This is a genomic window from Endobacterium cereale, assembly GCF_009617585.1.
In the GTDB taxonomy this organism is placed as follows: Bacteria; Pseudomonadota; Alphaproteobacteria; order Rhizobiales; family Rhizobiaceae; genus Neorhizobium; species Neorhizobium cereale.
The window spans coordinates 137,187-159,575 of the sequence record NZ_WIXI01000037.1 but is presented as its reverse complement, the minus strand read 5'-3'; the positions used below and the strand labels follow the sequence as shown (position 1 = coordinate 159,575).

The following is a 22,389-nucleotide window of genomic DNA, read 5'->3' as shown; positions in this document are numbered from 1 at the left end:
ACGAAGCTTATCGGTGATCATCACCCGCGGCGATCGTCCCTGGCCCTTCAAGAGCTTGCGCATCAGGCGCTTGGCCGCGCGCGTGACCCGGCGCGGCGGGAAAGCCTGTGTGGCGACATGGCGTAGACCGCCGGGCGGCGGTCCGTTCATGGTCATGGCGCAAGCGCTACGCTTGGTGTTTCCCGAGATGCGACCGCCTGCGCCTCCCGAGGGGTTTCTCCTGCTTTCCGAACCCGATCGGTTGGCCAAGGAAATGGCTCACGCCCACCTTTCCGCGATTGACGTCGAAGAGATCGAGACCGTCTGGGAAGGCCCCGCCGGGCACGCTTATCTTGACGAACTTCGTGACTTGCACAGCTATATGGGCGTCTACGCGCAGCTTGATAGCGATCAACGACGGCGTGTCGACGCGGCAATACTTGAGGTGATCGACGGATTGGCAAGCGGCAACACGGTTATCCTCCGCGCAACCGCCGTTCTGGCCGTGGGAACGAAACGATGAAGCGAGTTTGTTTCTCGGCTTGAGTGCGGTGGCCAAGCCGCTTCAGGCTGGCTCCCGATCCGAGGCTGGGCCTGACCTCCAGAGGCCCAGTCTTTGCCTAAACGTCCGATCAATCTCTCCATGAGTGCTCCAGCTACCTGGTAATACTGATGCAGCTGAAACCTGAATGCCTGCCGGCGGTCGTGGCTGTAAGATCGTAAGTGGCAAAAGCACACCCGATGCAATCTGTCCGGAGGTAAAATGGCAGGGAGATCGGCTTCTTCACCCCCCCTCCACCTCGTTGGTCGCGATCGCCATTGTATGCCTGCCACGAGGCAATCTCGCAGATTCGAGCCGATACTCTTTTGTCCACCCGGAAGATGCCATGCCTCCGCGCCGGGAATAAAGCCGGGTGGGCATGCGGATCCTCTTGTAAATGGCGTTCCCCATTTTGCGACAGAGCTTCCCAGGATCGAGCACTATCGCATGACCGGCTGTGGTGCCACTCTCAGACTGTCGGTGGCCGTGCACCCGTGGAGAAAGAAGCTCTGCGCTAAAAATCTTTCAAAGGACCCATAATGGAAATCGGTATCGACAGTTTTGCAGCTATCCTTCCAGATCCGACGACGGGTCAGGTTCCCTCGGCCACCATCCGTATGGCAGAACTGATCGAGGAAGTCGAAGTGGCGGACCGCGTTGGACTGGACGTGTTCGGTATCGGTGAACATCACCGCGCAGAGTTTCTCGACTCCGCGCCGACGATCATACTGGCTGCCGCTGCGGCACGGACCAGCCAGATCAGATTGACGAGCGCGGTAACAATTATAAGTGCCGCCGACCCCGTGCGGGTTTTTCAGGAATTCGCAACCCTCGATCTGATTTCCAGGGGTCGAGCGGAAATCGTTGTAGGTCGCGGGTCCTTCGTCGAAGCTTACCCACTGTTTGGCTTGGACACGCGTGACTACGACGATCTTTTTGCGGAAAAGCTCGATTTGTTGCTTGCTCTGCAAGAGTCGACGAATGTGAGCTGGGAAGGGCGTTTCCGACCGCCGCTCCGCGGACAAGGCGTCTATCCCCGTCCTCATCAACAACGACTTCCGACATGGATCGGTGTCGGCGGCACGCCGCAGTCGTTCGCGCGCGCCGGTGCGCTTGGTCTTCCCTTGATGATCGCCATCATAGGCGGAAGCTTTGAGCGCTTTCGTCCGCTCGTCGATCTCTATCGGGAAGCTGGTAAACGCGCAGGGCACAGCCCCGAGGTGCTCAAGATCGGTGTTCATGCGATGGGCTTCGTCGGCGAAAGCAATGCTGCAGCCAGGGATGCCTTTTTCCCTGGCTGGGCGCATCTGACAGCGAATATCGGTCGCGAGCGCGGCTGGTCGCCGCCGACGCGTCAGCAGTTCGAGACCATGGCGGGACCCGAAGGGGCATTCCTGGTTGGTGATCCAGCGACGGTGGCAGCCAAAATGCTGCGGGCCAGTGAAACACTGGCTGGCGTATCACGCATCACCTTCCAGATGAGCACAGCCGCTCTCGATACTTCAGCAATGAAACGATCAATAGAACTGCTGGGCAATGAAGTGGCGCCGGTGGTCAGAGCAGCACAACACGCTTGACAGCTAGGCTTGATCGCAAAACGGGGACACAAAATGGACATCGAAGATCTGCGGACCTTTGTCGAAGTTGCAGATTCCGGAGGTGTATCGCCGGCGGCGCGCCGGTTAGGGGTTTCCAAGTCGATGGTCAGTCGGCGGCTCGCCCGACTCGAGGTGGAACTCGGTGTTCAACTTCTTGCGCGCACAACCCGGGGTGCGGGCCTCACTGAGGCGGGCGTTACGTTTCGCGATTTCGCGGCAAAGACCTGCAGCGAAATAGACATTGCACGCGAAACGATTTTGCCCGAAGGCGACCTTCGTGGACGCTTGAGAGTTTCCGTTCCGCTGACATCGGGCCCAATGCACTTCGCCTCCGTGCTTGCAGAAATGGCGCGCCGCCACCCGCAGCTTCAGATCCACGCCGAATATAGCGACCACTGTGTCGATCTGGTTGCAGAAGGGTTCGACTGCGCGATTCGAGTCGGCGCGTTGCGTGACTCCAACGTGATCGCGAAGCGCGTAGGCGAGATTTATTTCAAGCTCGTCGCCAGCCCCGACTATATCAGGGTTCATGGCTCACCTGAATCGCCAGACGAAATCGCGACCCATCAAGCTTTGCTAGGTATCGAGGCGTGGCGGTTCCTGGAAGGCGACAGGATCATCACCGTGCAGGCACAGGGTCGCTTCAGCTCCAACAACGGCGCGGCGATAGCCAAAGCCGCAGCTGAGGGGCTTGGCATTGCATGGCTTCCGGACTGTGTCACCCATAAATATCTTGCCTCAGGCGCTCTCGTCCCAATCATGACCCGCTTTCCGCTGCCCGTCGGGGATGTTCATGTTGTCAGGCCATCCAGCATCCATCCACCGCGCAAGGTGCGTATCCTTTCCGAATATCTCATCGCATCTTTCGAAAAACTTCGCGGGGCGTCGGGTGCGGATAACCGATCACCCAATCCTGATCACGAGCTCACATCTCTCAATAGTACGTCGGGCGCGGAACTCCGCCTGAAGAGAAATAACTCCGTCTCAGATGATGCCTTCAGAGAACAGCAGCAACCAATTCACTCCGCGATGTAAATCGCCTAACAGATAAGAAAGGTTTCCTCACATGAGCTGGAACCCCGCAATTGAACCAGGCTGTCCGGACGAGGTCGGAATTGACGCGATCGAAACGCTGATCATTCCGCGCGCCCGCGACCTTGGCGGCTTCGAGGTTCGGCGCGCCCTGCCTGCCCCGAAGCGACAGATGGTTGGACCATTTATCTTCTTCGATCAGGCAGGACCGGCCGAGCTCCTGACAGGCCAGGGCATCGATGTCCGGCCCCACCCGCATATCGGGCTTGGCACGGTCACATACCTCTATCGCGGCGACTTTCATCACCGCGACAGCACGGGAGCGGATCAGATCATCCGTCCCGGTGCGTTGAACTGGATGGTCGCCGGCCGCGGTGTTTCCCATTCGGAGCGTACGACGGCCACGGCCCGAACCGGGCCGAACAGCCTGTTTGGCATCCAGACCTGGCTCGCCCTACCGGAAAAGAATGAAGACATGGCGCCGACGTTCAACCACTACGGCGAGGAGATGCTACCAGTCATCGAGGATCAAGGGGTGTCGGTTAGGCTCATTCTCGGCAACGCCTACGGCAAGACCGCTCCAGCAACCATGTTCTCCGAGACATTCTACGCCGATGTCACACTGGGTCCGAGTGCTCGCCTGCCGATGCCGGACAATCACGAAGACAGAGGCATCTACATCGTCGAAGGCTCGATCTCGATCGCCGGCCAGGAGTTTGAGGCACCGCAGATGATGGTCTTCCGCCCCGGCGACAGGATCACGGTTGCAGCCGGCCAAAAAGGCGCTCGCCTGATGATCCTCGGCGGCGCTACGTTATCTGGACCTCGCTACATCTGGTGGAATTTCGTCGCCTCGTCGAAGGAGCGCATCGAGGAAGCCAAGGCCGAATGGCAGGCGCAGAAATGGGGCGAGGGCCTGTTCGACTTGCCGATCGACGATCGCGACGAGCATATACCGCTTCCGGAATGACGACAGTAGCGTGATCGCCTGGGCGGTCGATCAAACCGAAACAGCATTCACCGCCTCGTCGTGTTTCGGCAGAAAATGGAGTAAATAAAATGAGCAATCAATGGCCACGCCTCGACTACCTCAGCTGGCGTGAAACGTGTTCCGCTCTGCACCTCTACCTGCAGATTGTCGGCAAATACCGGCTGGCTCATACACCCTGGCTCAACCATTCCTGGAACGCGACTTTCTACGTTACCCCTTCCGGCCTGACGTCCTCTCCGATCCCTGATGGCCCTGGCATCGAGATTGTGTTCGACTTTCATGAACATGCAGTCATTGGTTCGAATGGTGACGGACGGCGAGCCTCGTTTGCGTTGGGGACATCTACCGTCGCAGGTTTCCATGCCAATTTCACCCGTCTGATCTCCGAACTCGGCGGCAATCCCGACTTCCATGGCCAGCCAAATGAAGTGGCGGACCTCGTGCCGTTCGATGAGGACCATCGGGAACGCTCGTATGACCGCGACGCCGTCCGGAAGTTTCATGAGGCACTGATGGCGATAGACCGGGTATTCAAAGCGTTCCGGACATCCTTCATCGGAAAATCCAGTCCTGTGCATCTTTTCTGGGGCAGCTTCGATCTGGCCGTTACCCGGTTTTCGGGACGGCAGGCGCCAATCCATCCTGGCGGCGTACCGGCACTGCCGGACAACGTGGCGCAGGAGGCCTACGACCGCGAGGTTTCTTCGGCAGGCTTTTGGCCGGGAGGTGGCGGCATCGATTATCCCGCATTCTATGCCTATGCCTATCCCGCACCGAGCGGTTTCAGGGCTGCGTCTGTCCGGCCTGATACGGCATTCTGGCATGAGGGCCTGTCGGAGTTCATCCTGCCTTATGAGGCGGTTCAGGCTGCGGCCGATCCTGACGAAGGGCTCATGGCGTTTCTCGTCTCAACTTACGAAGCTGCCGCCGATCTTGGACATTGGGATCGAGACCAGCTCGAGTGCACGCACGGTCAGCGCGGCAAAGTTCGGGAACTGAGTGCGAAGGTCCCGGAGAAGGCTACTTCTTCAGTCAGCGAGGAGGTGGAACGGGAAGATGGGGCGTCGAAAGGGCGCTACCGGATCGTGGTTGAGGGCGTCGAAGCGGAGATGACCTACAGTCGAGCTGGTACACAGCTCATCATCATCGACCACACCGACGTCCCCGCGGCTTTACGGGGGAGAAAAGTTGGTGAGAGGCTTGTGCGCCAAGCGGTCGAAGATGCCCGACGCGAGGGTGTTTTTATCATTCCCCTATGCCCGTTTGCGAAAGCCCAGATTGAGCGACATCCTGAATGGCAGGATGTTCTTCGCAAGTGAGCAGAATGCCCGGCGTTGGAGGATAGCATGCAGATAAAAACCGTCCCGATCCTGGAGGCAGATAAGCTCCTGATGGCCGCTGTCGACGAGGCTATCGAAAACGCTACCAGGTCCGCTGGACCTGAACTTCAGGCAGGCGGTTCACGCGTCTCGCCCCGTGATTACTTCGCAGATGGCGTTCTGCGCCACCTGTTCCTGCGTTTGTGCGGAGCCGACCTGAAAACAAACACAGGAGGTGATCCCGACATGGCATGGAAGATTCTGTATGGCGGGCGTAGCGTCGCCCGTCATTGGGAGAGGGAACGCGGCAGCACGGCGACTTTACGGATGAAGAAAGACCGCCCGGAGGATATCGAGAAAGACAAAAGTGAACGACAGCAACTGGCCCTCTCCGCACAAAATTTCGCGTTGGCGACGGTTGTCCGAGCTTTGGTCGATTACGCGCGCGCTTCGGATCCGGAAATCACAGATCGTCTCGAAGCAGTCATCGACGCACGCCACGAGAGGCTTGAGTCTAAATTTTATACCGACCACGAGTTTACCGAAAGAGCAAAAACCTACCTGTCGCTCCTCACCCGCCGGCCGGACTAGGCACAATGCTACGCAGTCGGAACCTCAACAGTTGATGGAGTTAAACATGACAGAACGTTGCACTGTTCTTACCCCCTCTGAAACACAGATCGTCGACGTCATCAAGCGTGCAGACGACGGATTGGCTGCTGCGGTCTCTCTGGCTTTGGAGGAGGCGGTCAAAAAGGCTGCCGAAGACATGAGAGCAATCGGTCAAGAAGAATCCGCGCCGGCGATGCAATATTTTGCGAGCGTCATTCATCAAAGAATGTACTGCCTGATGTGCGGTGCAGATCCGGACACACTCAAAGGCGGCGATCCCGACATCGCCTACCACGTTATCCGCAACAGCCAGAATATCGCCAGGCACTACTGGTCAGCAGATATAGAACCCTACCCATCTAAGTAGGAGGCGGTAGCTCGAAAACCACCGGCGGCGAGGTGTTGAGCATTGATCAGCGCGCCGAACGTGATCTCTATTTTGGAAATTTCGTAGCACTTCTAGGAGGTAAGCCATGGTATCGGACGCGGATCTCACCGGCATCGATTGTGAAGTATTAGACCGGGTAATTCACGTCGGAAAAAACAAATTCCGCGTACTGGAGCAAGGACAAGGGCCAGCAGTTCTTTTCGCCCACGGCTTCCCGGACACGGCCGACACGTGGCGGAGCCAGATGAACGCTGTTGCGGAGGAAGGTTACCGAGCTGTAGCGCTTGACATGCGCGGATTCGGGGAGAGTTATTCACCTTCGGAGGTTGAACAGTACACATCCCCCTACATTGTCGGCGATCTGGTCGGCGTGCTGGACGCGCTGGAAATCCCGAGTTGCACTCTCGTGGGCCATGACTGGGGTGCAGATCACGCCCAGAAGGCAATGCTGATGCGACCTGACCGGTTTACAGCCCTCGTCAGTGTGAGCATCTCCTACGCGCCAAGGGGTGAGACGAGCCTCAACGAAAGCTTGCGTAATCGAGGGCTGGGTGATCGCTATTACGCACTGGCATTTGACAAACCAGATTCAGGCAGGCAGTTCCTGCCTGCGGAGAAGAGCATCGCGAGCGTACTGTACTGGCTTTCGGCGAGCCCGCTGCCGGAGCAGCGCTGGGATCCGATCGACCCGGCAAAGCACATGCTACGCCCTGCACCGGTGGTCGCTCCTGATTGGGCCGGCCCCGACTATGTCGATCGTACGATTGCTGCTTTTGCCCACTCCGGGTTTGAAACAGGTCTGAACTACTACCGCGCCGTTCCCCAAACATTCGAACTCATGTCGGCGTATAATAACGCCGTCATTCGACAGCCCAGTCTCTACATCTGGGGTGCAGCCGATGGGCTTTGCCAGTTCTTCCATCCAGACAACCCAACAGTCATCGACATGCGCGCGAGCCAGCCGGGCTTGGTGGATGTTGTGCGTCTGGAAGACACGGGGCACTGGGTGCAACATGAGGCACCCGATCGCCTGAATGCCGAATTGCTCAAGTTCCTTCGCACCCACGCTCCACGGGAGATCTGAATTGAGCTTGCTTTCTACAATACGCGCCGGCGATCTCGCCGGAGCTAGAGATCTCATTCTATCAGGGGTAGATGTGAATGCCCGTGAAACAGACGGATTTACGCCGCTTATGATTGCTTCCGGGCTGGGACAGCCGCAGATGGTGGAATCGCTGCTGAATGCAGGAGCGAATGTTTTGATCCTTGAGCCGCGCATGGGCACGACGGCGCTTCACAAGGCCGCTCAGTCCGGCAATCGTGACGTAATAGCGCTTCTTCTGGACAGTGGCGCGTTTGTTGATCAGCAGTCACCCGTCTTAGGGAATACAGCATTGATGGATGCCGTCTTACACAAGCAGGAAGATGGTGTGAGGACGTTGCTGTCCTATGGTGCCAAGACTTCAATCCGAAACCACTGGGACCAAACCGCTCTTGACCTCGCCGAGAATGATGGCCTTGATTCAATCGCCTGGCTGATCCGTGATAAAGTCAGCGCTAATGAGGCAAAAGTCCTACGATCTGATCTCGTCCTTGCCGCAAAAGCGGGTGATGTCGTAGAAGTGAAATGGTTGATTGCTGCCGGCGTCAATGTTGATCAGCGGATGGCGATCACCGGGACGCCTGACGACGACTACACTCCACTGGGGATCGCGTCCCGAGAAGGGCACGCCGACATTGTGGGCATACTGAAGGATGCAGGCGCGGACACGCGGCAGGTCGTGGGCCTCATGAAAGGTACACCTTTCCATGAAGCCGCTTATTTCGGACATGCAGATGTAATTGAAATTCTTGCTGAAACCGATTGTATCGGTGCTGCGCAGCCAGAGCTGGATGCGCAGGGGCCCTATAATGGTCTGACAGCACTTCACGACGCTGCGTGGCATGGCCACCTGGATGCTGTACGATCGTTGATCAACGCGCGCGCGCGGCTGGATCTGAAGAGCCATGCAGGCCTGACGCCGAGAAAATTAGCTCTTCTCTACGGATATGACGAAATCGCATCGTTGCTCGCTGAAAGCGAGAATTTTGAAAACACCTGAAACGACGTGGATCCAGCTCCTACCGCTCTTCGTGTCATGCGGTTAGGCTGCTGCCAAAATTACGAGCGTGCAGCTGAACTGGTGAACGATATGCCTTACAACGACAGCCCACTCACAGCGATGATCAGGAAGCACACCCAGACCTATCCATTATCGCCGTCTTCGATATCTGCGTTTGTCCCCGTTCAGGTCGCCGCTCCCAGCAGGGAGTTCGACATTGAGATGCCTGCGGTGGATCGCGAAAAGCGATTGCCGAGAACCGACAGGAACGGTCCTCTTTCCTCTCCAGCGTGAGCGTCCGGTGAGCTGTTTTTGCTGATCGGACAAATCAAGCGATGTTCTGGCATTAGAACGTAAGCGTCCGGCGAGCAGATTTCTCTGATCGGCCAAATCAGGCGATGTTCTGGCATTAGAACCAGCATTAGTGCTGACATTAATTCCAGATCAAAGAGGTTTCATGGCTCGAATTGAGATCATGTCCGGGACTGAGCGCAGACGGCGTTGGTCGGACGAGGCGAAACTGAGGATATTGGCAGAAGCGGATCAACCTGGTGTTCGCATTGGTGATGTGGCTCGCCGGCATGATATCTACCCATCCCAGATCCGTTTGTGGCGGCAGTCCTTCAGCTATGTTGGTCGACCAGCGATGTTTCTTCCGGTGGAAATCACCGAGGAGGTGAACGCTATCCAGGCACCTGATACGCCACCGACGCCAGCGGTCATTGAGATCTCGCTACGAAACGGTCGGGGCTTGAAAGTCCCGATTGATGTTGAGCTGAAGCTGCTTACGTCGCTGGTGGCCTGTCTGGAGGCGGTATGATCGGACCTTCCGGGAATGTGCGGGTCTATCTGGCCTGCGGAGTAACGGACATGCGGCGTGGCATTGATGGTCTATCGGCGCTGGTTGAGACGGCGATTAAGGAGGCACCGGGCTCGGGTGCGATCTTCGGCTTCCGCGGAAAGCGCGCCGATCGGATCAAGCTTCTCTGGTGGGATGGCCAAGGGTTTTGCCTATTTTACAAGGTTCTTGAGCGCGGATACTTTCCATGGCCGACGGCGAAAGAGGGCGTTGTGCACCTGACGCAGGCGCAGCTCTCGATGCTTGTGGAAGGGATTGACTGGCGCCGACCTGCATGGACTTCGGCCCCGGCGAGAACAGGCTAAAACGCTTATTTTGCAGGGAAATCCGGGGCAAAATTCTGGCGCTCCAGGGGCAAATCTGCTACGTTTACGGGCATGGAAACAACGCCTCTGCATAGTCAGGACGAGCTATCTGTTTTGCGCGCACTCGTCGCGGAACAGGCGGCGAAACTTGAGAGCCAGGAAGCCGAAGTCATCAAGCGCGACTCCATTATCGGGCTCCTGCGCGCGCAACTGGAGCTGCTCCGACATCGGCAGCATGGCGCCTCTTCGGAAAAGATCGACCGGAAGATAGAGCAATTCGAACTGATGCTGGAGGAGATCGAGGCCTCCCGTGCCGAGGCTGAAATGCGCTCCGGGAAAACTCCTCTGCCGGAGTTGGACGACGCGCCGGACAAGCCGAAGCGCAAACCATTGCCCGATGGTCTTCCCACCGAAGAGTTGGTCTATGCGGCCCCCTGCAATTGCCCGACCTGCGGTGGCACATCGTTCCTGAAGGCCGCCGACAGGGTGGTCCAGGTGTTGGAGCACGTGCCGGCGTCGGTGAAGATTGTCCGCCATGTCGAAAAGCGCATGATCTGCAGGGAGTGCGATACGACGGTGGCTGGCGAGATGCCGACCCTGCCGATCGAGCGCGGCAAACCCGGACCGGGACTGCTCGCCCATATCATGATCGCCAAATTCGACGATCACATCCCCCTCTACCGCCTGTCCGAGATGTACGATCGGTTGGGGATAGACATCTCCCGATCCGTAATGGCTGACTGGGTCGGCCGCGTATCGGGTCTGCTTGCGCCGCTCGTCTTTGCTATCAGGGCCCATATCGCCGCGCTTGACCGAATACATACGGACGATACCCCCGTCGATGTGCTCGACCCCGGACGGGGCAAGACAAAGACCGGCAGGGTCTGGGTCTATGTCTTCGATGGCAGCGGTTATCAAGATCCCACTCCGGGAGCAATCGCCTACTACTATAGCCCTGACCGAAAGGGCGTGCATCCGGCTGATCACCTCGCAAACTTCAGCGGCGTGATGCATGCCGATGGCTATGGGGGTTACAAGAAGCTCTACGGCAACCAGATCGTCGAGGCCGCCTGCATGGCGCATGTGCGCCGCAAGTTCCATGACGTGATCAAGCTGAAGCCATCGCCGATCGCTGACGAAGCGCTATCGCGCATCGGCGCGCTCTACGATATCGAGGATCGTATCCGCGGCATGCTGCCCGACGAGCGGCGGGCGCTTCGGCAGGAACATGCCAGGCCCGTTCTCGAAGAAATGAAGGTTTGGATTGAAGACACGCTTTCGACGTTGCCGCAGAAGCAGAAGCTGGCCGAGGCGATGCGATATGCCCTCTCTCGTTGGGTGGCGCTGAGCGTTTACATCGATGATGGCCGCGTCGAGATCGACAACAACATAGCTGAGCGAGCGATGCGTCCGCTCGGACTCGGCAGAAAAAACTGGTTATTCGCAGGCTCGGACAAGGGTGGCGATCGCATCGCCAACATCATGACCATCATCGAAACGGTCAAATTGCACGGCCATAATCCGGAGGTCTATCTGACAGATGTCCTGATCCGGATCCAGGATCACCCCAAGGACCGACTTGAAGACCTGTTGCCCTGGAATTGGACACCAGCAAAAGCTCGATGCGAGGCCGCCTGATGGCACGCTCGACCCGCGTATACACGATCAAAGCCGTCGCGGACCTCATCGACGAGGATATGGAGCTGCTCGAAGAGATCACGTATAATTCCGACAACATCGACTACGGCGAGATGATCCACATAGAAGACGGGTCCGAAGATGGCATGACCGGATTTACAGACCGCGGCATCGAATGCATAGAGGAACTCCTGCGCGATGCCCGGAGCTGGAAGGGCGGACTACTAAGCTTCTTGGTCGCGGATCATTGTAACCCGGAAACGATCGAACGCATCATGGCTAAAGAACAGGTTCGAATCGAGGCTCAAAACCGTAAGCAGGCATAAAATCTATTCGCCGGACGCTTACCAGCGATGTTCGACCGTGTTCATCTGTTTGCTTAGGCCTTGACCTGATCGCCTCAGAAAGCAGCGGTCTAGCGAATTCAAAGAAACGCCTGTGCGCTGGGACCCCTTGCTTGAACGAAACAGCATTTGTGCCGGGCATCGGCTCCGAAGTGAGATCGCACCAACCACTGAACCACCGGAATTCAAAAGTTCGACGAAGGCGTAACTCCTTATACTCCGGGCATATTAGGCTCTAAGGCCGGTTCTTTGACATAGACTGGATACCTTGATTTCGCCGCCGCGGTGAGAGTTGTATCGATATCCAGAGTGATCGCTGGCTGTTGGGCAGATGTTACGGCGATCTCGAAGCCGTCGGGATCCACGGTGAAGCCGCCTCCCCCAAACACCAGATTGCTCCCGGGACGAGTTCCGACGCGGTTGGAACTAACGACGCAAGCGCCGCTGGCAATTCCTGCCATGCTGGCAGCAGTCCTCCACATGCGATGGTCGACGCCGGTCGCGCGCGGCACGGCGATCAGATCGGCACCTGCCTTTCCAAGGTGGCGTGCTTTGTCCACGAACATCAACTCGGTGCATATCAACACACCAACCTTGATTCCCGCGATTTTAACCACGTCAAAACCAGGGCGCTGAAGCTCGAACCACAATTCTTCTTCCCATCCTGTTTCTGATGGAAAATAGTGCTTTTGGTGGATGAACTCGTATCGGCCTTCTGTCAGCACAAATCCCTCGTTCACCAGACGTCGGCCGTTAAATACGGGACGCGACGAGATTACTGCCGCGAGCGGTAGACGAGATAAGGTGTCCAAGGCTCGCTCGTGGAGCGCAGCCCATTCACGCGCAGCTTGGACATCGAAAGGACGCCTTGTTGGCTGCCAAAAGCCAAACGGCATCTCATTCGTTATCAGGATGTCATTCCGTGCGTCGACGAATTGCCTGGAGATCTCTTCCCAAGCGGCCTCGCCCGGGAGCAACCCTTCCGGCCATTCAACCGACCATGCCTTAACCATCCAAGCCTCTTTTACAGTTATCGTCGAATAAGTCGTTCAGCGTGAGAGCATTAAGTTGAACTACAACAACCCCACCTATGATTGTGCATCCTCTACCAGGCAAACTTCAGTTCCGCTCGGACGTAGTTGCTGTCACGGCCTCCGGCATTGCGAAGCGTCGAACCGACCTGATAGTGAACTGCTTCTACCGAGCCTGTAAGATTTCGGTTGAACCTGTAGTCGGCCCTCAATTGAACATAGGCGCCCGTCCAAGGATTTCCCCCGCCTGCGGTCCCGGCAACCGGGACGCTCGGCAAGGTATAAACGGCGTCGTCCGTCGTCTGGCGCCAAAGCAGACCGACGCCTGCCAGTAAGGTCAGGTCATCCATCGGCTGAACGGTGATCGAAGGCTTGACGTGGATTAGGTTGGCGTATCCGGTATGCCCGCCGAGCGAGAAATAGAATCCGTTTGGAAACAGCGGATTGAAGGTGCCAAGGGTGCCATCATCCGCATCGCGATCACCTGACGCCATGTCGAACTGCAGACCGATCCTGGGCGACCAGATTACCCCTTCAAAGGTATAGCCGGTCCTCGCCCCCAAGGCCCATCCCACAATGTCGGCCGAACCTACCTGCCCGACCTGACCCATTGCTTCCGCGTCCCAGTCGAAACCGCCATGCGTCCCGGCCAACCGGATATTGAGCACATGCCGTTCCTCCTCGCCCGATGCGGTCAGGAAATTCGCATTATTACGTTGGTAGAGCGCGTAATACGCGGAAGCCTCTGTTGTCGGGGACAGTCGTCGCTCTACCCTGGCGCCGCTGAACCGAAGATCGCTGCTTGATTGATCATCGAAAGGGTCGTCATCCCGATACTGGACGGGATGGCTGACAAGACCATAGAAGCGCCATGTCTCCGTTTCCCACCCGGCCCAGATCGCGTCGAACGACTGGCGGACATTCGGCCCGTCACGGGTCGAGACAAAACGTTCCAGGTCGAACGCGAAGTCCTGCCGACCGATCCTCGCACTGAACGTTCCCGCGTCAGTCTCCTGCGTATATCCGATGAATGCGAGCCGAAGGTCAAATCTGTTTGCATCGTTGGGGCCGACTGCCGTCTTGTCGAAGGCGCGCACATCTTCAAACTGCGTAAACAATTGCCAGTTTTCATTCAGGTGTAGGTCGATATGAAACTGCGCACGCTGCAACCCGTAAGCATCCGTTGGGTTCGACGCTACGGCTCCGAACGCCGGCGCATCGCTGGTTTCAATGATTTCCCGCAGATTGAACCCTAACGAAATATAGCTGTCGGGGTTAGAGGGAAATAACGGGATGTATTTAAGGTGATCCAGCGGTTGCGTCCGCAGTTCTGCATCTGCGAGAGGCGACCAGTCCTCTCTCGAGCGGTCGGGTTTCATCACGGGCCGCTCCGCTGCATTTGCAACGTCGTTGGCGAAGGCAAGCCCGTGCTCCATCTGATAAAGGGTGATGAGAGCCAACGATAAAACAAGCCTCCTTGCCCAGTGCGTGAAGCCAGTGAGGTTCGGCTGCCTCCTCCTGCATCGGTCACCGGCGGCGTGCCATTGGGTGCCTAGGTTTAAGTTGATTAATCCCACGAGGATCGTTTTCGGTAGTTCGATGCGGTACTTTCGGAACGACGAGGATAGATGGATCGTCCGCAGTGTTCCGGTGCCTCCATCGGTTTCCTCGTCATCCCAGCCATCACTAAAGTCCTGCTGGGGCGTTCGTCAGAGGTGTGTGTTAAGCAACTGCTGTTCCCACATGTAGGCGATGCCGCTGCCGGCCATGTGAGATATCAGCACCTCGGTCAGTTCTTCGACATGCTGGGTGCGTGCCCAGTCCCGCTGCCATTCGCTAGCCAAGGCCATCCACGTCATCATGTTGACGCCGGCTGCGATCATGCGCTGTATGGCGACCTGGTGAGACTCGACGGAGCTTCCGCCCGATGCGTCGGTGATTACGGTCACGTCCCAGCCTTCGCCAGCGGCCTGGATTGCAGGCATCGCAACACAGACTTCCGTCCAGAGGCCTGCGATGATGAGTTGCTTACGCCCGGTCGCGTTGACGAGATCCACCACATTCTTGTCTTCCCACGTATTTATCCAAGTCCGGTCGATCACTTCCTGCCCCGGGAAGACATCGGTGATCTGCTTGAAAAGCTTACCGCCGCGATCGGCAATGACACTGGTAAGGATCGTCGGAACATCGAAGGCCTTGGCGACCTTGGCCAGCGCAGTCGTGTTGTTGACGACAGCCTGAGGGTCGTGGCTATTAACGTTGGTCAGCTGATAAGGTTGATGGTCGATAAGTACGAGAACAGAATCTTCGGGACGAAGGAGAGAATCTAGGCCGTTACGAAAGGTCATGGATACATCCTGTATTGCAGGTTAAGAAAGCTTGGTACGAGGACGCCTCGGGAAAGCCATCCACGCGAACCTGCCATTCTCTTTTGTGGCCCGGTAGTCCTCGGTTGTGTCAAGCTGTGTTGCAGGAAGGGGAACTCGAATTGCAAATTGAGGATCTGAGGATATTCGTCGAGGTTGCAGATGCGGGAGGGGTGTCATCAGCGGCCGCGCGGTTGGGCATTTCCAAGTCGATGGTCAGCCGACGGATTACCCAGCTCGAGGCGGAACTTGGCGCACAGTTACTGGCAAGGACGACCCGTGGTATAGCGCTGACAGAAGCAGGTGCTACATTCAGGGAGTACGCGGCCCGGATTTCTGCCGAACTGGATGTGGCGCGGGAAACGATCCTGCCTGCCGGTGAGCTTCGAGGTCGCATGCGCGTAGCCGCACCACTATCATTTGGCCCGACGCATTTTGCTCCGGTCCTCGCCCAGATGGCGCGCCGATACTCGGAACTCCATATCAGCTCGTCCTACACTGACCGCTTTGTAGATCTCGTAGGAGAAGGTTTCGACTGCGCAATTCGGGTTGGCTATTTGCAAGATTCGAATCTCGTCGCAAGACGTGTCGGGCCGCTGTATGGTAGATTCGTTGCGAGTCCAGCCTACATCCAGGCGTACGGCGCTCCCGAACGACCGGAAGATCTTGTGAATCATCAGATCGTGATGCGGGAAGCCGAGACTTGGCAATTCATGGATGGCGAAAGAGTTGTCACGCTGCGCCCTCAGGGACGCTTTGTAGCCGACAACGCGGTATCACTGATGGCAGCTGCTCTCGAGGGCCTCGGGGTGGCCCGTCTGCCGGAACCGCTTGTAGCGGATCATATCTCGTCGGGCGCACTGGTGCCAGTCATTACGGGTTATCCAATCCCACCGGCCGGCATCTTTGTCGTAAGGCCACCTGGCCAGTATTCATCACGAAAAGTGAGAGTCCTCACGGACATGCTCATCGAATGTTTTGGCAACCCGCCTGTTGGCGATGGCGCGCTGAACGTCAGCAGAGAAGACTACCCAACGGCGCAAGGCTAGTGTAAAAAATTCGAAGTCGACCGGTTCGCTTCCGGCTGCTGGCTTGGCGTGTGATTTGCGGCGTCAGCATCGTCGCATATTTGAAGAGCCCGTGATCGGGAGCGGGGCCGTCAGGGTTTCCGAGCGTTTTTCATTGAGCGTACCCCTGCTGAGCTGTGCCACGGGTATTCCAGGATCTTGATGACGCTGACCGCTTGGCATAGGAAAATCCGTCGGAGTACGTCGATAGTCATCCTCGCAGCCTCTGGAGTGCGCATCGACGCCAGCTGATGTAGTCGGAGATGATGCCGAAGTCAGATGCCAGGAACTCCTTAAGTGAGTTCGCGATCACAGCCTGCGTACGTTGCCCGAGCTGATGGACGGCATACGATCGGCTGCTGGCCACGACCACGTCGGACTACACGAAGACCGCTGTCCGACGAGATCGAAATCCAGTTGCCCTACTCTGTGAGCTTATCTGGTGTTACGCGTACCGAGTTACCGAGGAAGTGGGTTCGTCGTCGCGAACGAGTAGCGCGCGATCTTCCACGTGTCGTCATCGCCTTGATGAAATATGAATAGTTCGTGGTTAGCGTCGGGTACGCGCTGTTTGATTGCGTTTACGGTGACGTGCCCGTTCGAGCTCGTCCGGACGAATGCCCATTTCGGAGCGACTTGCACAATCTCCTCGACCGTTAATTCGGTGTCGAAGGTGATCATCTGAAAGATGCCGCTGTAAGCAGCCCGGATTGCATCGTCGCCGACCGCCGAAGGGCTATTAGGAGCCATGAAGACGCCGTCGGGATCGAATACAGTTAGCACCTTGTCAGTATCCGCGGCGTTAAGCGCCAACTCGTAGGTCTGCAATACCTTCTCGATGTCAGCTTGGACTACGTCAGCAGTTTTGCCTGCGGATTTCGCGAGAAATTTCATAAACCTGCATCTCTTTCTTGTTTCAATTGTTTGTTTTGGGCTTCGTATAGCTTCCGGTTTTGCGGGTAATAAGAGGGTCTGAAGCTGTCGCTGTTCCCGCACGCCCTCGTGGGAAGAGCTTAGCGGCACGCAGCCGCGGCGCTTGCCCCGGCCGCGCTAGTGTCGCTTCTCGTGAAACACAGCAATGGAGGAAGAACCTGACAGCTAAATTTACTTCGCCTCGTAGTAGCTGCCAAAGTATTTAATGGGCGACCAAGCAGGAAGAATCTCAGGCAGTTCTGGTGATAGATCGCTATAATCCTGCGCACCGAACACTACCTTGCCGTCCATGATAGTTAGAACAGAAGAAATCCTTTTGATCTGATCTTCCGGCACGGTGAAATAGTCCCGGTCGAGCACAACGAAGTCCGCGAGATTTCCCGGCGCGATTAATCCCATTTCGGATTCTGTATCCATGAACCATGCTGCGCCCCTGGTGAACAGTTTCAGCGCTTCGGCGCGGGAAAGACGATTGTCCTTTGCCAGAACTTCGGATCCCGACACGGACTTCCCGGATACCATCCAGCTAATGCCAACCCAAGGGTTGAACGTGGCCGCACGGAAGGCGTCGGTGCTCATAGCTAGCGGAATGCCACTATCCACGAGCTTACGCAGACGCGGGGTCTGCAAAGCTACATCGCGGCCATGGCTCTTGATAAACGCGTCACCGTGCAGCGCCATTTTCGCATCAAGGGCGATACCGCCGCCCAATTTTTTGACCCTTTCGATATTCTCCGGAGTAATGGTCTCAGCGTGTTCGAGGCTCCATTTAAGGCCATCCAAAGGGATCTCGTCGTTCAATTTCTCCAGAGCGTCGAGAAAAGGGGTGATGTTTTCATTGTAGCTGATGTGTTCGCGGAAGGGGATTCGGTGTTGGACAAGCTTCTTGACATCCTGCTCAACTAGCTGTCGCATCTTCTCAGGCTCGATGACGATGGCCGGACGATCGAAGTTCTCGTGATCGTGCACTTCCGCACTCAAAACTTCCCCTGCTCCTCGATATGCATGTCCATGGGCGAGCGATGGATGCAGGTTTTGCCCGGGACTAATCGGCGCTTTTCTCGTGATCGCTTCGACTTGTGCGTCCACCATGTTCATCGGTTTGCTGCCATCTCCGAGTTCCAGGAGGATGAAGGGCATACGCACGTTTAGACGATTGTCGCGTGCAAGCACCTCGACCGTCGCCTGCGGCTTGGGGTATCCCCATCGGCTGCCCGCATCGATTATTGAGGTAACTCCGAACCGGTTTAAGCCGTGAATGCTGTAGATCAGCGAACTTACTTCTTCTTCGAAATTAAGCTGTGGCACCATGGTTTCGAGGGCAGTAAACGTCCAGGTGTTTCCGTAGACAACGCCGGTATACTGTCCTTGACTATCCTTCTCAAACTCGGTGTCCGGCAACTCAGGAAACCGATCGGTCCCCACACCTAGGACGTCCATCGCGCGTTTGTTCAAGAAGGCATGGTTGTAGGCATATTGAACGATCAACGGACGATTAGGCACGGCCTTTTGCAATTCATCCGGCGTGGGAAGGCGGTTTTCCTCAAATTGATAGGGAGACCAGCCTCCGATCACTTTTACCCATTGTCCATCCGGTGTGCGTTCAGCCTGCTCGCTCAGCATAGGTAACGCCTCACCTAGCCTCGGCACGCCGTCCCACCGTATATTGTAATTATAGCCGCTGTCGTTGAGGACGTGTGTATGAGCATCGCTAATGCCGGGGATGACCCTTCGGCTGCGCGCGTCAATCACCTTGGTCGCTGAATTCTTCAGACTGAGAATTTCTGCATCAGAGCCGACGGAATAGATGCGCCCCTTCGTAACGGCGAGAGCCGAAGCTTCGGGCTGCGCACGGTTGCCGGTGAATATCTTTGCGTTGAAAACGATCAGATCAGCACCGGGCTCGTCCTGGGTCGTTTGTGCTTGAACGGAGGAAAAAGCTGAAACCGTCACAAATGCGATAAGTATTTTTCTGATCATTTTGCCCCTCAAGTGGCTGATTTTTACAAGGTCCGGTCAAGCGGAAGCAGGCGCCTTTCAGCGTGCACCGGGCTAAGAAGTGAGGCGAGGGAGTTACGGAAGGTCACGTAATACATCCTCTGTTGCCCTTCGTCGAAGAGCGCCGCGAAGAGCCCTTTTGAGAAATCCAGCCGCGTTGAGCGTGTCACGCCCCTTAGGTGCCTGGTAGCCCTCATTAGTGCGACGCTGTGTTGCATGAAGAGGAACGCAAATTATTCTGCACGCCCGTCCGATAGCGAGGGCGCGATGAGCCTCAGCCTGTCCCACGTCTGATGGTTTGGACGAGTACGGTCCCGACCTTACCCACGCCAGCTGTGTTCGAACCGATGTTTTACGCAGTCTTGCGCGGGAAAAAGGTATTAATCATGGGTGCCAATCGCTTCGAACTGACGCGAGGTGTTTGCGCGGCATCGTCCTTTGGTCTGCCCTTTATCCATCAACTCACCGACGCTACGCCCGATCTCCCTTACGTCGCGATTAGCCTTCATCTTGATACAACAATGCTTACGCGCGTCATGCTTAATATGCCCAAACACGACGACCGCTGGACCTGCGCGGTTGCGGCGGGAGAATTGAACGGCCTGTTTGGCGATCCACTGGCACGGCTGATTGGGCTCTTGAACAGTCCGGACGACATAGGCGTACTTGCACCGCACTATGAGACTGAATTCTATTACCGCCTGCTCCAGAGTACGATGGGAGATACGCTACGTCAGATCGGTCAGCGGAACGAGCGGTTCCAGCAACTCAAGACGGCGGCGGATTGGCTGGCTTCCAACCACAACGAGCCCGTCAATATCCCCGATTTGGCAGCGTCCGCGGGAATGAGCGTCACTTCTTTTCATCGGCATTTCAAGGGTGTGACGGGATTCAGTCCGCTTGCTTTTCAGCGCCATATCCGCCTTTTGGAAGCTCGAAGGCTATTGGCTTCCGGGTCCGCCAATGTGTCGCGTGTTGCTTATGAGGTCGGTTACGTTAGTCCGTCGCAATTCAGTCGGGAGTACAAGGGCATGTTCGGCAGTCCCCCGGTCACTGACCTACAACGTTAAGCCTCATGAGCCGGAATCTTTCGGAGTTTCCTCAGATCCGCTCTCGAGGACTTCCGCGAAATGCGGATACGTGACACAGGCCGTGAGCGCGACCTCGCCTTCCGTCGTGATGGTCACTGCCTCGCCTTTGGCATATAGACCATCTCGCCCAGCCCGGCGGTCGCCGTTCCCACGCTTGTGGAAACGGTGAGCCTACTTCCAGGACGAACATGACGTCATCGTCCATTGTCTTTGTTAGGCTTTTTCCTGGACCGTAACGACCGTATCCGATGGTTATTGGCACGCCGTCTTTCTCATCGACCAGATTTCGGATTACAATGTCGCCGTCCTCTGCTGGAGATCGCACCAGATTTGCATTAGCGACGTTGAATTTCCGGACCTTCATTGCTTTCGTCGCGTTATCCCAACTGAAGTAAGCGCAGCGACTAGGGTCGCCAATCCCGCTCGAAAATGCTGTCATATGGTGAGCGACCTCGTGGTCCTCAGATGATCTATCATCGCTCTGAAGGCAGGGGCTGTCCTCGCTCTGTTAGGATAGTAAAGACTGAAACCGGGCAGGTCTGGCAGCCAATCCATCAAGACCTGAACCAAGTTTCCCAAATCGATATCGTTGCGCACTTGCGAACGAAACACGTAGGCCAGTCCGAGTCCGTCCAGCGCTGCGGCGCGGATCGCCTCGCCGTCATTGAACACAAGAGTTCCGTCGGTCTCGTACTCGGCTTTCTTTTTGCCCTTCGCCAGCGGCCATTTATAGAGCCTGGTCGAGCTGACAAAACGGTACCCGATACAGGCGTGATGAACGAGGTCCTCCGGATAGGCCGGCACCCCTCGCTTTCCAAGATAGTCGGGTGAGGCGACAATCGAGACAGCGGTGGACGGGGTCAAAGGCACCGAGATCATGTCCTTCTCGATGAGCGTGTTAAACCTAATACCCCCGTCAAAACCTTCGGAAACAATGTCGCTCAAACCTTCGTCGATCGAGACCTCGACCGAGACGTTCGGAAACGTCGCCCTGAACGATTTCAAGGCGGGCCTGAGTATTGTCTCAAAGGCGACAGGGACCATGGTCAGGCGTACCGAACCCGAGATCGTCGCGCGCATCTCCTGAAGACTTGCCAAGCCAGCATCGATGTCCTTGAGGGCAGGCACTAACATATCCAGCAGTCTTTGCCCCGCTTGCGTCAGGGAGACGTTCCGCGTGGTTCGCGCAAGGAGCGCCATGCCGATGCGGCTTTCAAGCTGGCTCACCGCATAGCTGAGAGAGGATTGCGAAATACCGAGTTCTGCGGCCGCGGCGGTGAAGCTCCGGTGTCTCGCGACTGTTTCGAAGACGGCAAGGTCACGAAGGACAAGACGATCCATTTATTCAACCCATCGATATCTTCATGCAAATTGCATGATCTAATAAATAACCACGGCAACGGTTATCTTTCACCCATCATAATCGAAAACACCGAGGCAGAGATGACCATAAAGAAATCCTTGTTCGCCCTCATTGCCGGACTGGCGATCTCCGACCCCGCGTATGCCGATGCGCGGAACGTTGTCCTCGTCCATGGCGCGACCATGGACGGTTCGGGTTGGCGCCAGGTATATGACATCCTGAAAATCAGGGGCCTTTCCGTCAGTGTCGTTCAGTTGCCGCATACGAGCCTAGCCTATGACATTGCGGCGACCCGTTTAGTTTTGAAGCAGCAGATCGGCCCGACTGTGCTGGTCGGGCACAGCTACGGTGGCGCTGTCATCACGGAGGCGGGCAGCGAAGATACCGTGAAGGCGATGGTCTATGTCGCAGCACTTCAACCGGACAAAGGTGAAAATCTCACGGAGCTTTCCCAGCGCTTTCCCATGAAGATCGACATGAAGATGCTCGACAACCAGAGCTTCGTTCCGTCTCCCAACACGTACCACGATAGTATAGGTTCGGACTTGCCCACAGACGTCACTGACTTTATGTCCGCGTCGGCAAAGGCAATGACACTTGAACCCTACCTAACGAGGTTTCAGCATGCCGCCTGGCATGCGAAGCCCACGTTTGGCATCGTGACGACGCAGGACAAAGTGATTCCACCGGCTCTGTTGCGTTGGATGTACAAGCGCGCCGGTACGGAAACAACAGATATTGTGTCGAGCCACATGGTTTACATGTCCCATCCCAAAGAGACGGCAGACGTTATTCTCAAAGCGGTGGCCTCGGTTGATTAACGGGCGAAATG

Annotated in this window: 22 protein-coding genes and 2 pseudogenes; 16 read left to right on the top strand and 8 right to left on the bottom strand. The window is 56.7% G+C overall.

Annotated features, from left to right (window positions below; all coding sequences use genetic code 11):
* Positions 1-93, bottom strand: a pseudogene (locus GAO09_RS07395) (IS6 family transposase); the annotation flags it as partial.
* A 55-nt stretch (positions 94-148) separates the two neighbouring features.
* On the opposite strand from GAO09_RS07395, the gene GAO09_RS07390 reads away from it, so the two are divergent.
* The 13 genes from GAO09_RS07390 to GAO09_RS07330 all read left to right on the top strand — a co-directional run bounded on the left by GAO09_RS07390 (position 149) and on the right by GAO09_RS07330 (position 11,690).
* A complete protein-coding gene (locus GAO09_RS07390; RefSeq protein WP_153353384.1) occupies positions 149-502 on the top strand; it encodes a hypothetical protein in 354 nt (117 codons plus the stop codon).
* A 557-nt stretch (positions 503-1,059) separates the two neighbouring features.
* Positions 1,060-2,097: an LLM class flavin-dependent oxidoreductase gene (locus tag GAO09_RS07385; protein WP_153353383.1), complete on the top strand. Its 1,038-nt coding sequence runs from the start codon at positions 1,060-1,062 to the stop codon at positions 2,095-2,097.
* Between the two features lie 33 nt (positions 2,098-2,130).
* Positions 2,131-3,153, top strand: coding sequence for a LysR family transcriptional regulator (locus GAO09_RS07380; RefSeq protein WP_153353382.1), 1,023 nt, complete (start codon positions 2,131-2,133; stop codon positions 3,151-3,153).
* A gap of 31 nt (positions 3,154-3,184) precedes the next feature.
* Entirely contained in the window at positions 3,185-4,120 is a 936-nt protein-coding gene (locus GAO09_RS07375; RefSeq protein WP_153353381.1) for a pirin family protein, read from the top strand.
* An 89-nt stretch (positions 4,121-4,209) separates the two neighbouring features.
* Positions 4,210-5,460, top strand: a complete 1,251-nt coding sequence (locus GAO09_RS07370; RefSeq protein WP_153353380.1) for a DUF5996 family protein — start codon at positions 4,210-4,212, stop codon at positions 5,458-5,460.
* A gap of 27 nt (positions 5,461-5,487) precedes the next feature.
* Positions 5,488-6,051 (top strand): hypothetical protein, encoded by a 564-nt coding sequence (locus GAO09_RS07365; RefSeq protein ID WP_153353379.1) that lies wholly within the window; start codon positions 5,488-5,490, stop codon positions 6,049-6,051.
* Positions 6,052-6,097: 46 nt separating this feature from the next.
* The gene (locus GAO09_RS07360; RefSeq protein WP_153353378.1) at positions 6,098-6,439 is read left to right on the top strand and encodes a hypothetical protein; all 342 of its coding nucleotides are present in this window, start codon (positions 6,098-6,100) and stop codon (positions 6,437-6,439) included.
* Positions 6,440-6,545: 106 nt separating this feature from the next.
* A complete protein-coding gene (locus GAO09_RS07355; protein WP_153353377.1) occupies positions 6,546-7,544 on the top strand; it encodes an alpha/beta fold hydrolase in 999 nt (332 codons plus the stop codon).
* Position 7,545: 1 nt separating this feature from the next.
* Positions 7,546-8,562: an ankyrin repeat domain-containing protein gene (locus GAO09_RS07350; protein WP_235937965.1), complete on the top strand. Its 1,017-nt coding sequence runs from the start codon at positions 7,546-7,548 to the stop codon at positions 8,560-8,562.
* Positions 8,563-9,019: 457 nt separating this feature from the next.
* Positions 9,020-9,382: an IS66-like element accessory protein TnpA gene (gene tnpA, locus GAO09_RS07345; RefSeq protein ID WP_153353375.1), complete on the top strand. Its 363-nt coding sequence runs from the start codon at positions 9,020-9,022 to the stop codon at positions 9,380-9,382.
* Positions 9,379-9,726, top strand: coding sequence for an IS66 family insertion sequence element accessory protein TnpB (gene tnpB / locus GAO09_RS07340; RefSeq protein WP_153353374.1), 348 nt, complete (start codon positions 9,379-9,381; stop codon positions 9,724-9,726). Before tnpA ends, tnpB begins: the two co-directional genes overlap by 4 nt.
* 72 nt (positions 9,727-9,798) lie before the next feature.
* Positions 9,799-11,364, top strand: coding sequence for an IS66 family transposase (tnpC, locus tag GAO09_RS07335; RefSeq protein ID WP_153353373.1), 1,566 nt, complete (start codon positions 9,799-9,801; stop codon positions 11,362-11,364).
* Complete coding sequence (locus tag GAO09_RS07330) at positions 11,364-11,690, top strand: hypothetical protein (protein WP_153353372.1); 327 nt, start codon at positions 11,364-11,366, stop codon at positions 11,688-11,690. Before tnpC ends, GAO09_RS07330 begins: the two co-directional genes overlap by 1 nt.
* Positions 11,691-11,920: 230 nt before the next feature.
* On the opposite strand, the gene GAO09_RS07325 is transcribed toward GAO09_RS07330, so the two are convergent.
* From GAO09_RS07325 to GAO09_RS07315, 3 genes are all read right to left on the bottom strand, one after another.
* Positions 11,921-12,721 carry a carbon-nitrogen hydrolase family protein gene (locus GAO09_RS07325; protein ID WP_153353371.1) on the bottom strand — a complete coding sequence of 267 codons (801 nt, stop codon included), beginning with the start codon at positions 12,719-12,721 and terminating at the stop codon, positions 11,921-11,923.
* Positions 12,722-12,813: 92 nt separating this feature from the next.
* Positions 12,814-14,175 (bottom strand): alginate export family protein, encoded by a 1,362-nt coding sequence (locus GAO09_RS07320; RefSeq protein ID WP_235937968.1) that lies wholly within the window; start codon positions 14,173-14,175, stop codon positions 12,814-12,816.
* A gap of 273 nt (positions 14,176-14,448) precedes the next feature.
* The gene (locus GAO09_RS07315) at positions 14,449-15,087 is read right to left on the bottom strand and encodes a hydrolase (RefSeq protein WP_153353369.1); all 639 of its coding nucleotides are present in this window, start codon (positions 15,085-15,087) and stop codon (positions 14,449-14,451) included.
* A gap of 140 nt (positions 15,088-15,227) precedes the next feature.
* On the opposite strand from GAO09_RS07315, the gene GAO09_RS07310 reads away from it, so the two are divergent.
* Positions 15,228-16,154 carry a LysR family transcriptional regulator gene (locus GAO09_RS07310; RefSeq protein WP_153353368.1) on the top strand — a complete coding sequence of 309 codons (927 nt, stop codon included), beginning with the start codon at positions 15,228-15,230 and terminating at the stop codon, positions 16,152-16,154.
* 477 nt (positions 16,155-16,631) lie between these two features.
* On the opposite strand, the gene GAO09_RS07305 is transcribed toward GAO09_RS07310, so the two are convergent.
* Together GAO09_RS07305 and GAO09_RS07300 are read right to left on the bottom strand one after the other, a co-directional pair.
* Positions 16,632-17,066, bottom strand: a complete 435-nt coding sequence (locus GAO09_RS07305; protein ID WP_153353367.1) for a YybH family protein — start codon at positions 17,064-17,066, stop codon at positions 16,632-16,634.
* 210 nt (positions 17,067-17,276) lie between these two features.
* The gene (locus GAO09_RS07300; RefSeq protein WP_153353366.1) at positions 17,277-19,085 is read right to left on the bottom strand and encodes an amidohydrolase; all 1,809 of its coding nucleotides are present in this window, start codon (positions 19,083-19,085) and stop codon (positions 17,277-17,279) included.
* Positions 19,086-19,393: 308 nt separating this feature from the next.
* Between GAO09_RS07300 and GAO09_RS07295 the strand changes: the two genes are divergently transcribed.
* Entirely contained in the window at positions 19,394-20,173 is a 780-nt protein-coding gene (locus tag GAO09_RS07295; protein ID WP_274379754.1) for an AraC family transcriptional regulator, read from the top strand.
* A 3-nt stretch (positions 20,174-20,176) separates the two neighbouring features.
* Here the strand turns inward: GAO09_RS07295 and GAO09_RS29925 are convergent.
* Positions 20,177-20,558, bottom strand: a pseudogene (locus GAO09_RS29925) (ethanolamine utilization protein).
* A gap of 71 nt (positions 20,559-20,629) precedes the next feature.
* Positions 20,630-21,535: a LysR family transcriptional regulator gene (locus GAO09_RS07290; protein ID WP_153353364.1), complete on the bottom strand. Its 906-nt coding sequence runs from the start codon at positions 21,533-21,535 to the stop codon at positions 20,630-20,632.
* 102 nt (positions 21,536-21,637) lie between these two features.
* Between GAO09_RS07290 and GAO09_RS07285 the strand changes: the two genes are divergently transcribed.
* Positions 21,638-22,378, top strand: coding sequence for an alpha/beta fold hydrolase (locus GAO09_RS07285; protein WP_153353363.1), 741 nt, complete (start codon positions 21,638-21,640; stop codon positions 22,376-22,378).
* The last annotated feature ends 11 nt before the right edge of the window (positions 22,379-22,389 follow it).

What these genes read in the sequence shown, in the direction of transcription:
- GAO09_RS07390 (WP_153353384.1), top strand. Translation starts at nt 149, where the DNA reads ATGGTCATGGCGCAAGCGCTACGCTTGGTGTTTCCCGAGATGCGACCG.
- GAO09_RS07385 (WP_153353383.1), top strand. Translation starts at nt 1,060, where the DNA reads ATGGAAATCGGTATCGACAGTTTTGCAGCTATCCTTCCAGATCCGACG.
- GAO09_RS07380 (WP_153353382.1), top strand. Translation starts at nt 2,131, where the DNA reads ATGGACATCGAAGATCTGCGGACCTTTGTCGAAGTTGCAGATTCCGGA.
- GAO09_RS07375 (WP_153353381.1), top strand. Translation starts at nt 3,185, where the DNA reads ATGAGCTGGAACCCCGCAATTGAACCAGGCTGTCCGGACGAGGTCGGA.
- GAO09_RS07370 (WP_153353380.1), top strand. Translation starts at nt 4,210, where the DNA reads ATGAGCAATCAATGGCCACGCCTCGACTACCTCAGCTGGCGTGAAACG.
- GAO09_RS07365 (WP_153353379.1), top strand. Translation starts at nt 5,488, where the DNA reads ATGCAGATAAAAACCGTCCCGATCCTGGAGGCAGATAAGCTCCTGATG.
- GAO09_RS07360 (WP_153353378.1), top strand. Translation starts at nt 6,098, where the DNA reads ATGACAGAACGTTGCACTGTTCTTACCCCCTCTGAAACACAGATCGTC.
- GAO09_RS07355 (WP_153353377.1), top strand. Translation starts at nt 6,546, where the DNA reads ATGGTATCGGACGCGGATCTCACCGGCATCGATTGTGAAGTATTAGAC.
- tnpA (WP_153353375.1), top strand. Translation starts at nt 9,020, where the DNA reads ATGGCTCGAATTGAGATCATGTCCGGGACTGAGCGCAGACGGCGTTGG.
- tnpB (WP_153353374.1), top strand. Translation starts at nt 9,379, where the DNA reads ATGATCGGACCTTCCGGGAATGTGCGGGTCTATCTGGCCTGCGGAGTA.
- tnpC (WP_153353373.1), top strand. Translation starts at nt 9,799, where the DNA reads ATGGAAACAACGCCTCTGCATAGTCAGGACGAGCTATCTGTTTTGCGC.
- GAO09_RS07330 (WP_153353372.1), top strand. Translation starts at nt 11,364, where the DNA reads ATGGCACGCTCGACCCGCGTATACACGATCAAAGCCGTCGCGGACCTC.
- GAO09_RS07325 (WP_153353371.1), bottom strand. Translation starts at nt 12,721, where the DNA reads ATGGTTAAGGCATGGTCGGTTGAATGGCCGGAAGGGTTGCTCCCGGGC.
- GAO09_RS07320 (WP_235937968.1), bottom strand. Translation starts at nt 14,175, where the DNA reads ATGGAGCACGGGCTTGCCTTCGCCAACGACGTTGCAAATGCAGCGGAG.
- GAO09_RS07315 (WP_153353369.1), bottom strand. Translation starts at nt 15,087, where the DNA reads ATGACCTTTCGTAACGGCCTAGATTCTCTCCTTCGTCCCGAAGATTCT.
- GAO09_RS07305 (WP_153353367.1), bottom strand. Translation starts at nt 17,066, where the DNA reads ATGAAATTTCTCGCGAAATCCGCAGGCAAAACTGCTGACGTAGTCCAA.
- GAO09_RS07300 (WP_153353366.1), bottom strand. Translation starts at nt 19,085, where the DNA reads ATGATCAGAAAAATACTTATCGCATTTGTGACGGTTTCAGCTTTTTCC.
- GAO09_RS07290 (WP_153353364.1), bottom strand. Translation starts at nt 21,535, where the DNA reads ATGGATCGTCTTGTCCTTCGTGACCTTGCCGTCTTCGAAACAGTCGCG.
- GAO09_RS07285 (WP_153353363.1), top strand. Translation starts at nt 21,638, where the DNA reads ATGACCATAAAGAAATCCTTGTTCGCCCTCATTGCCGGACTGGCGATC.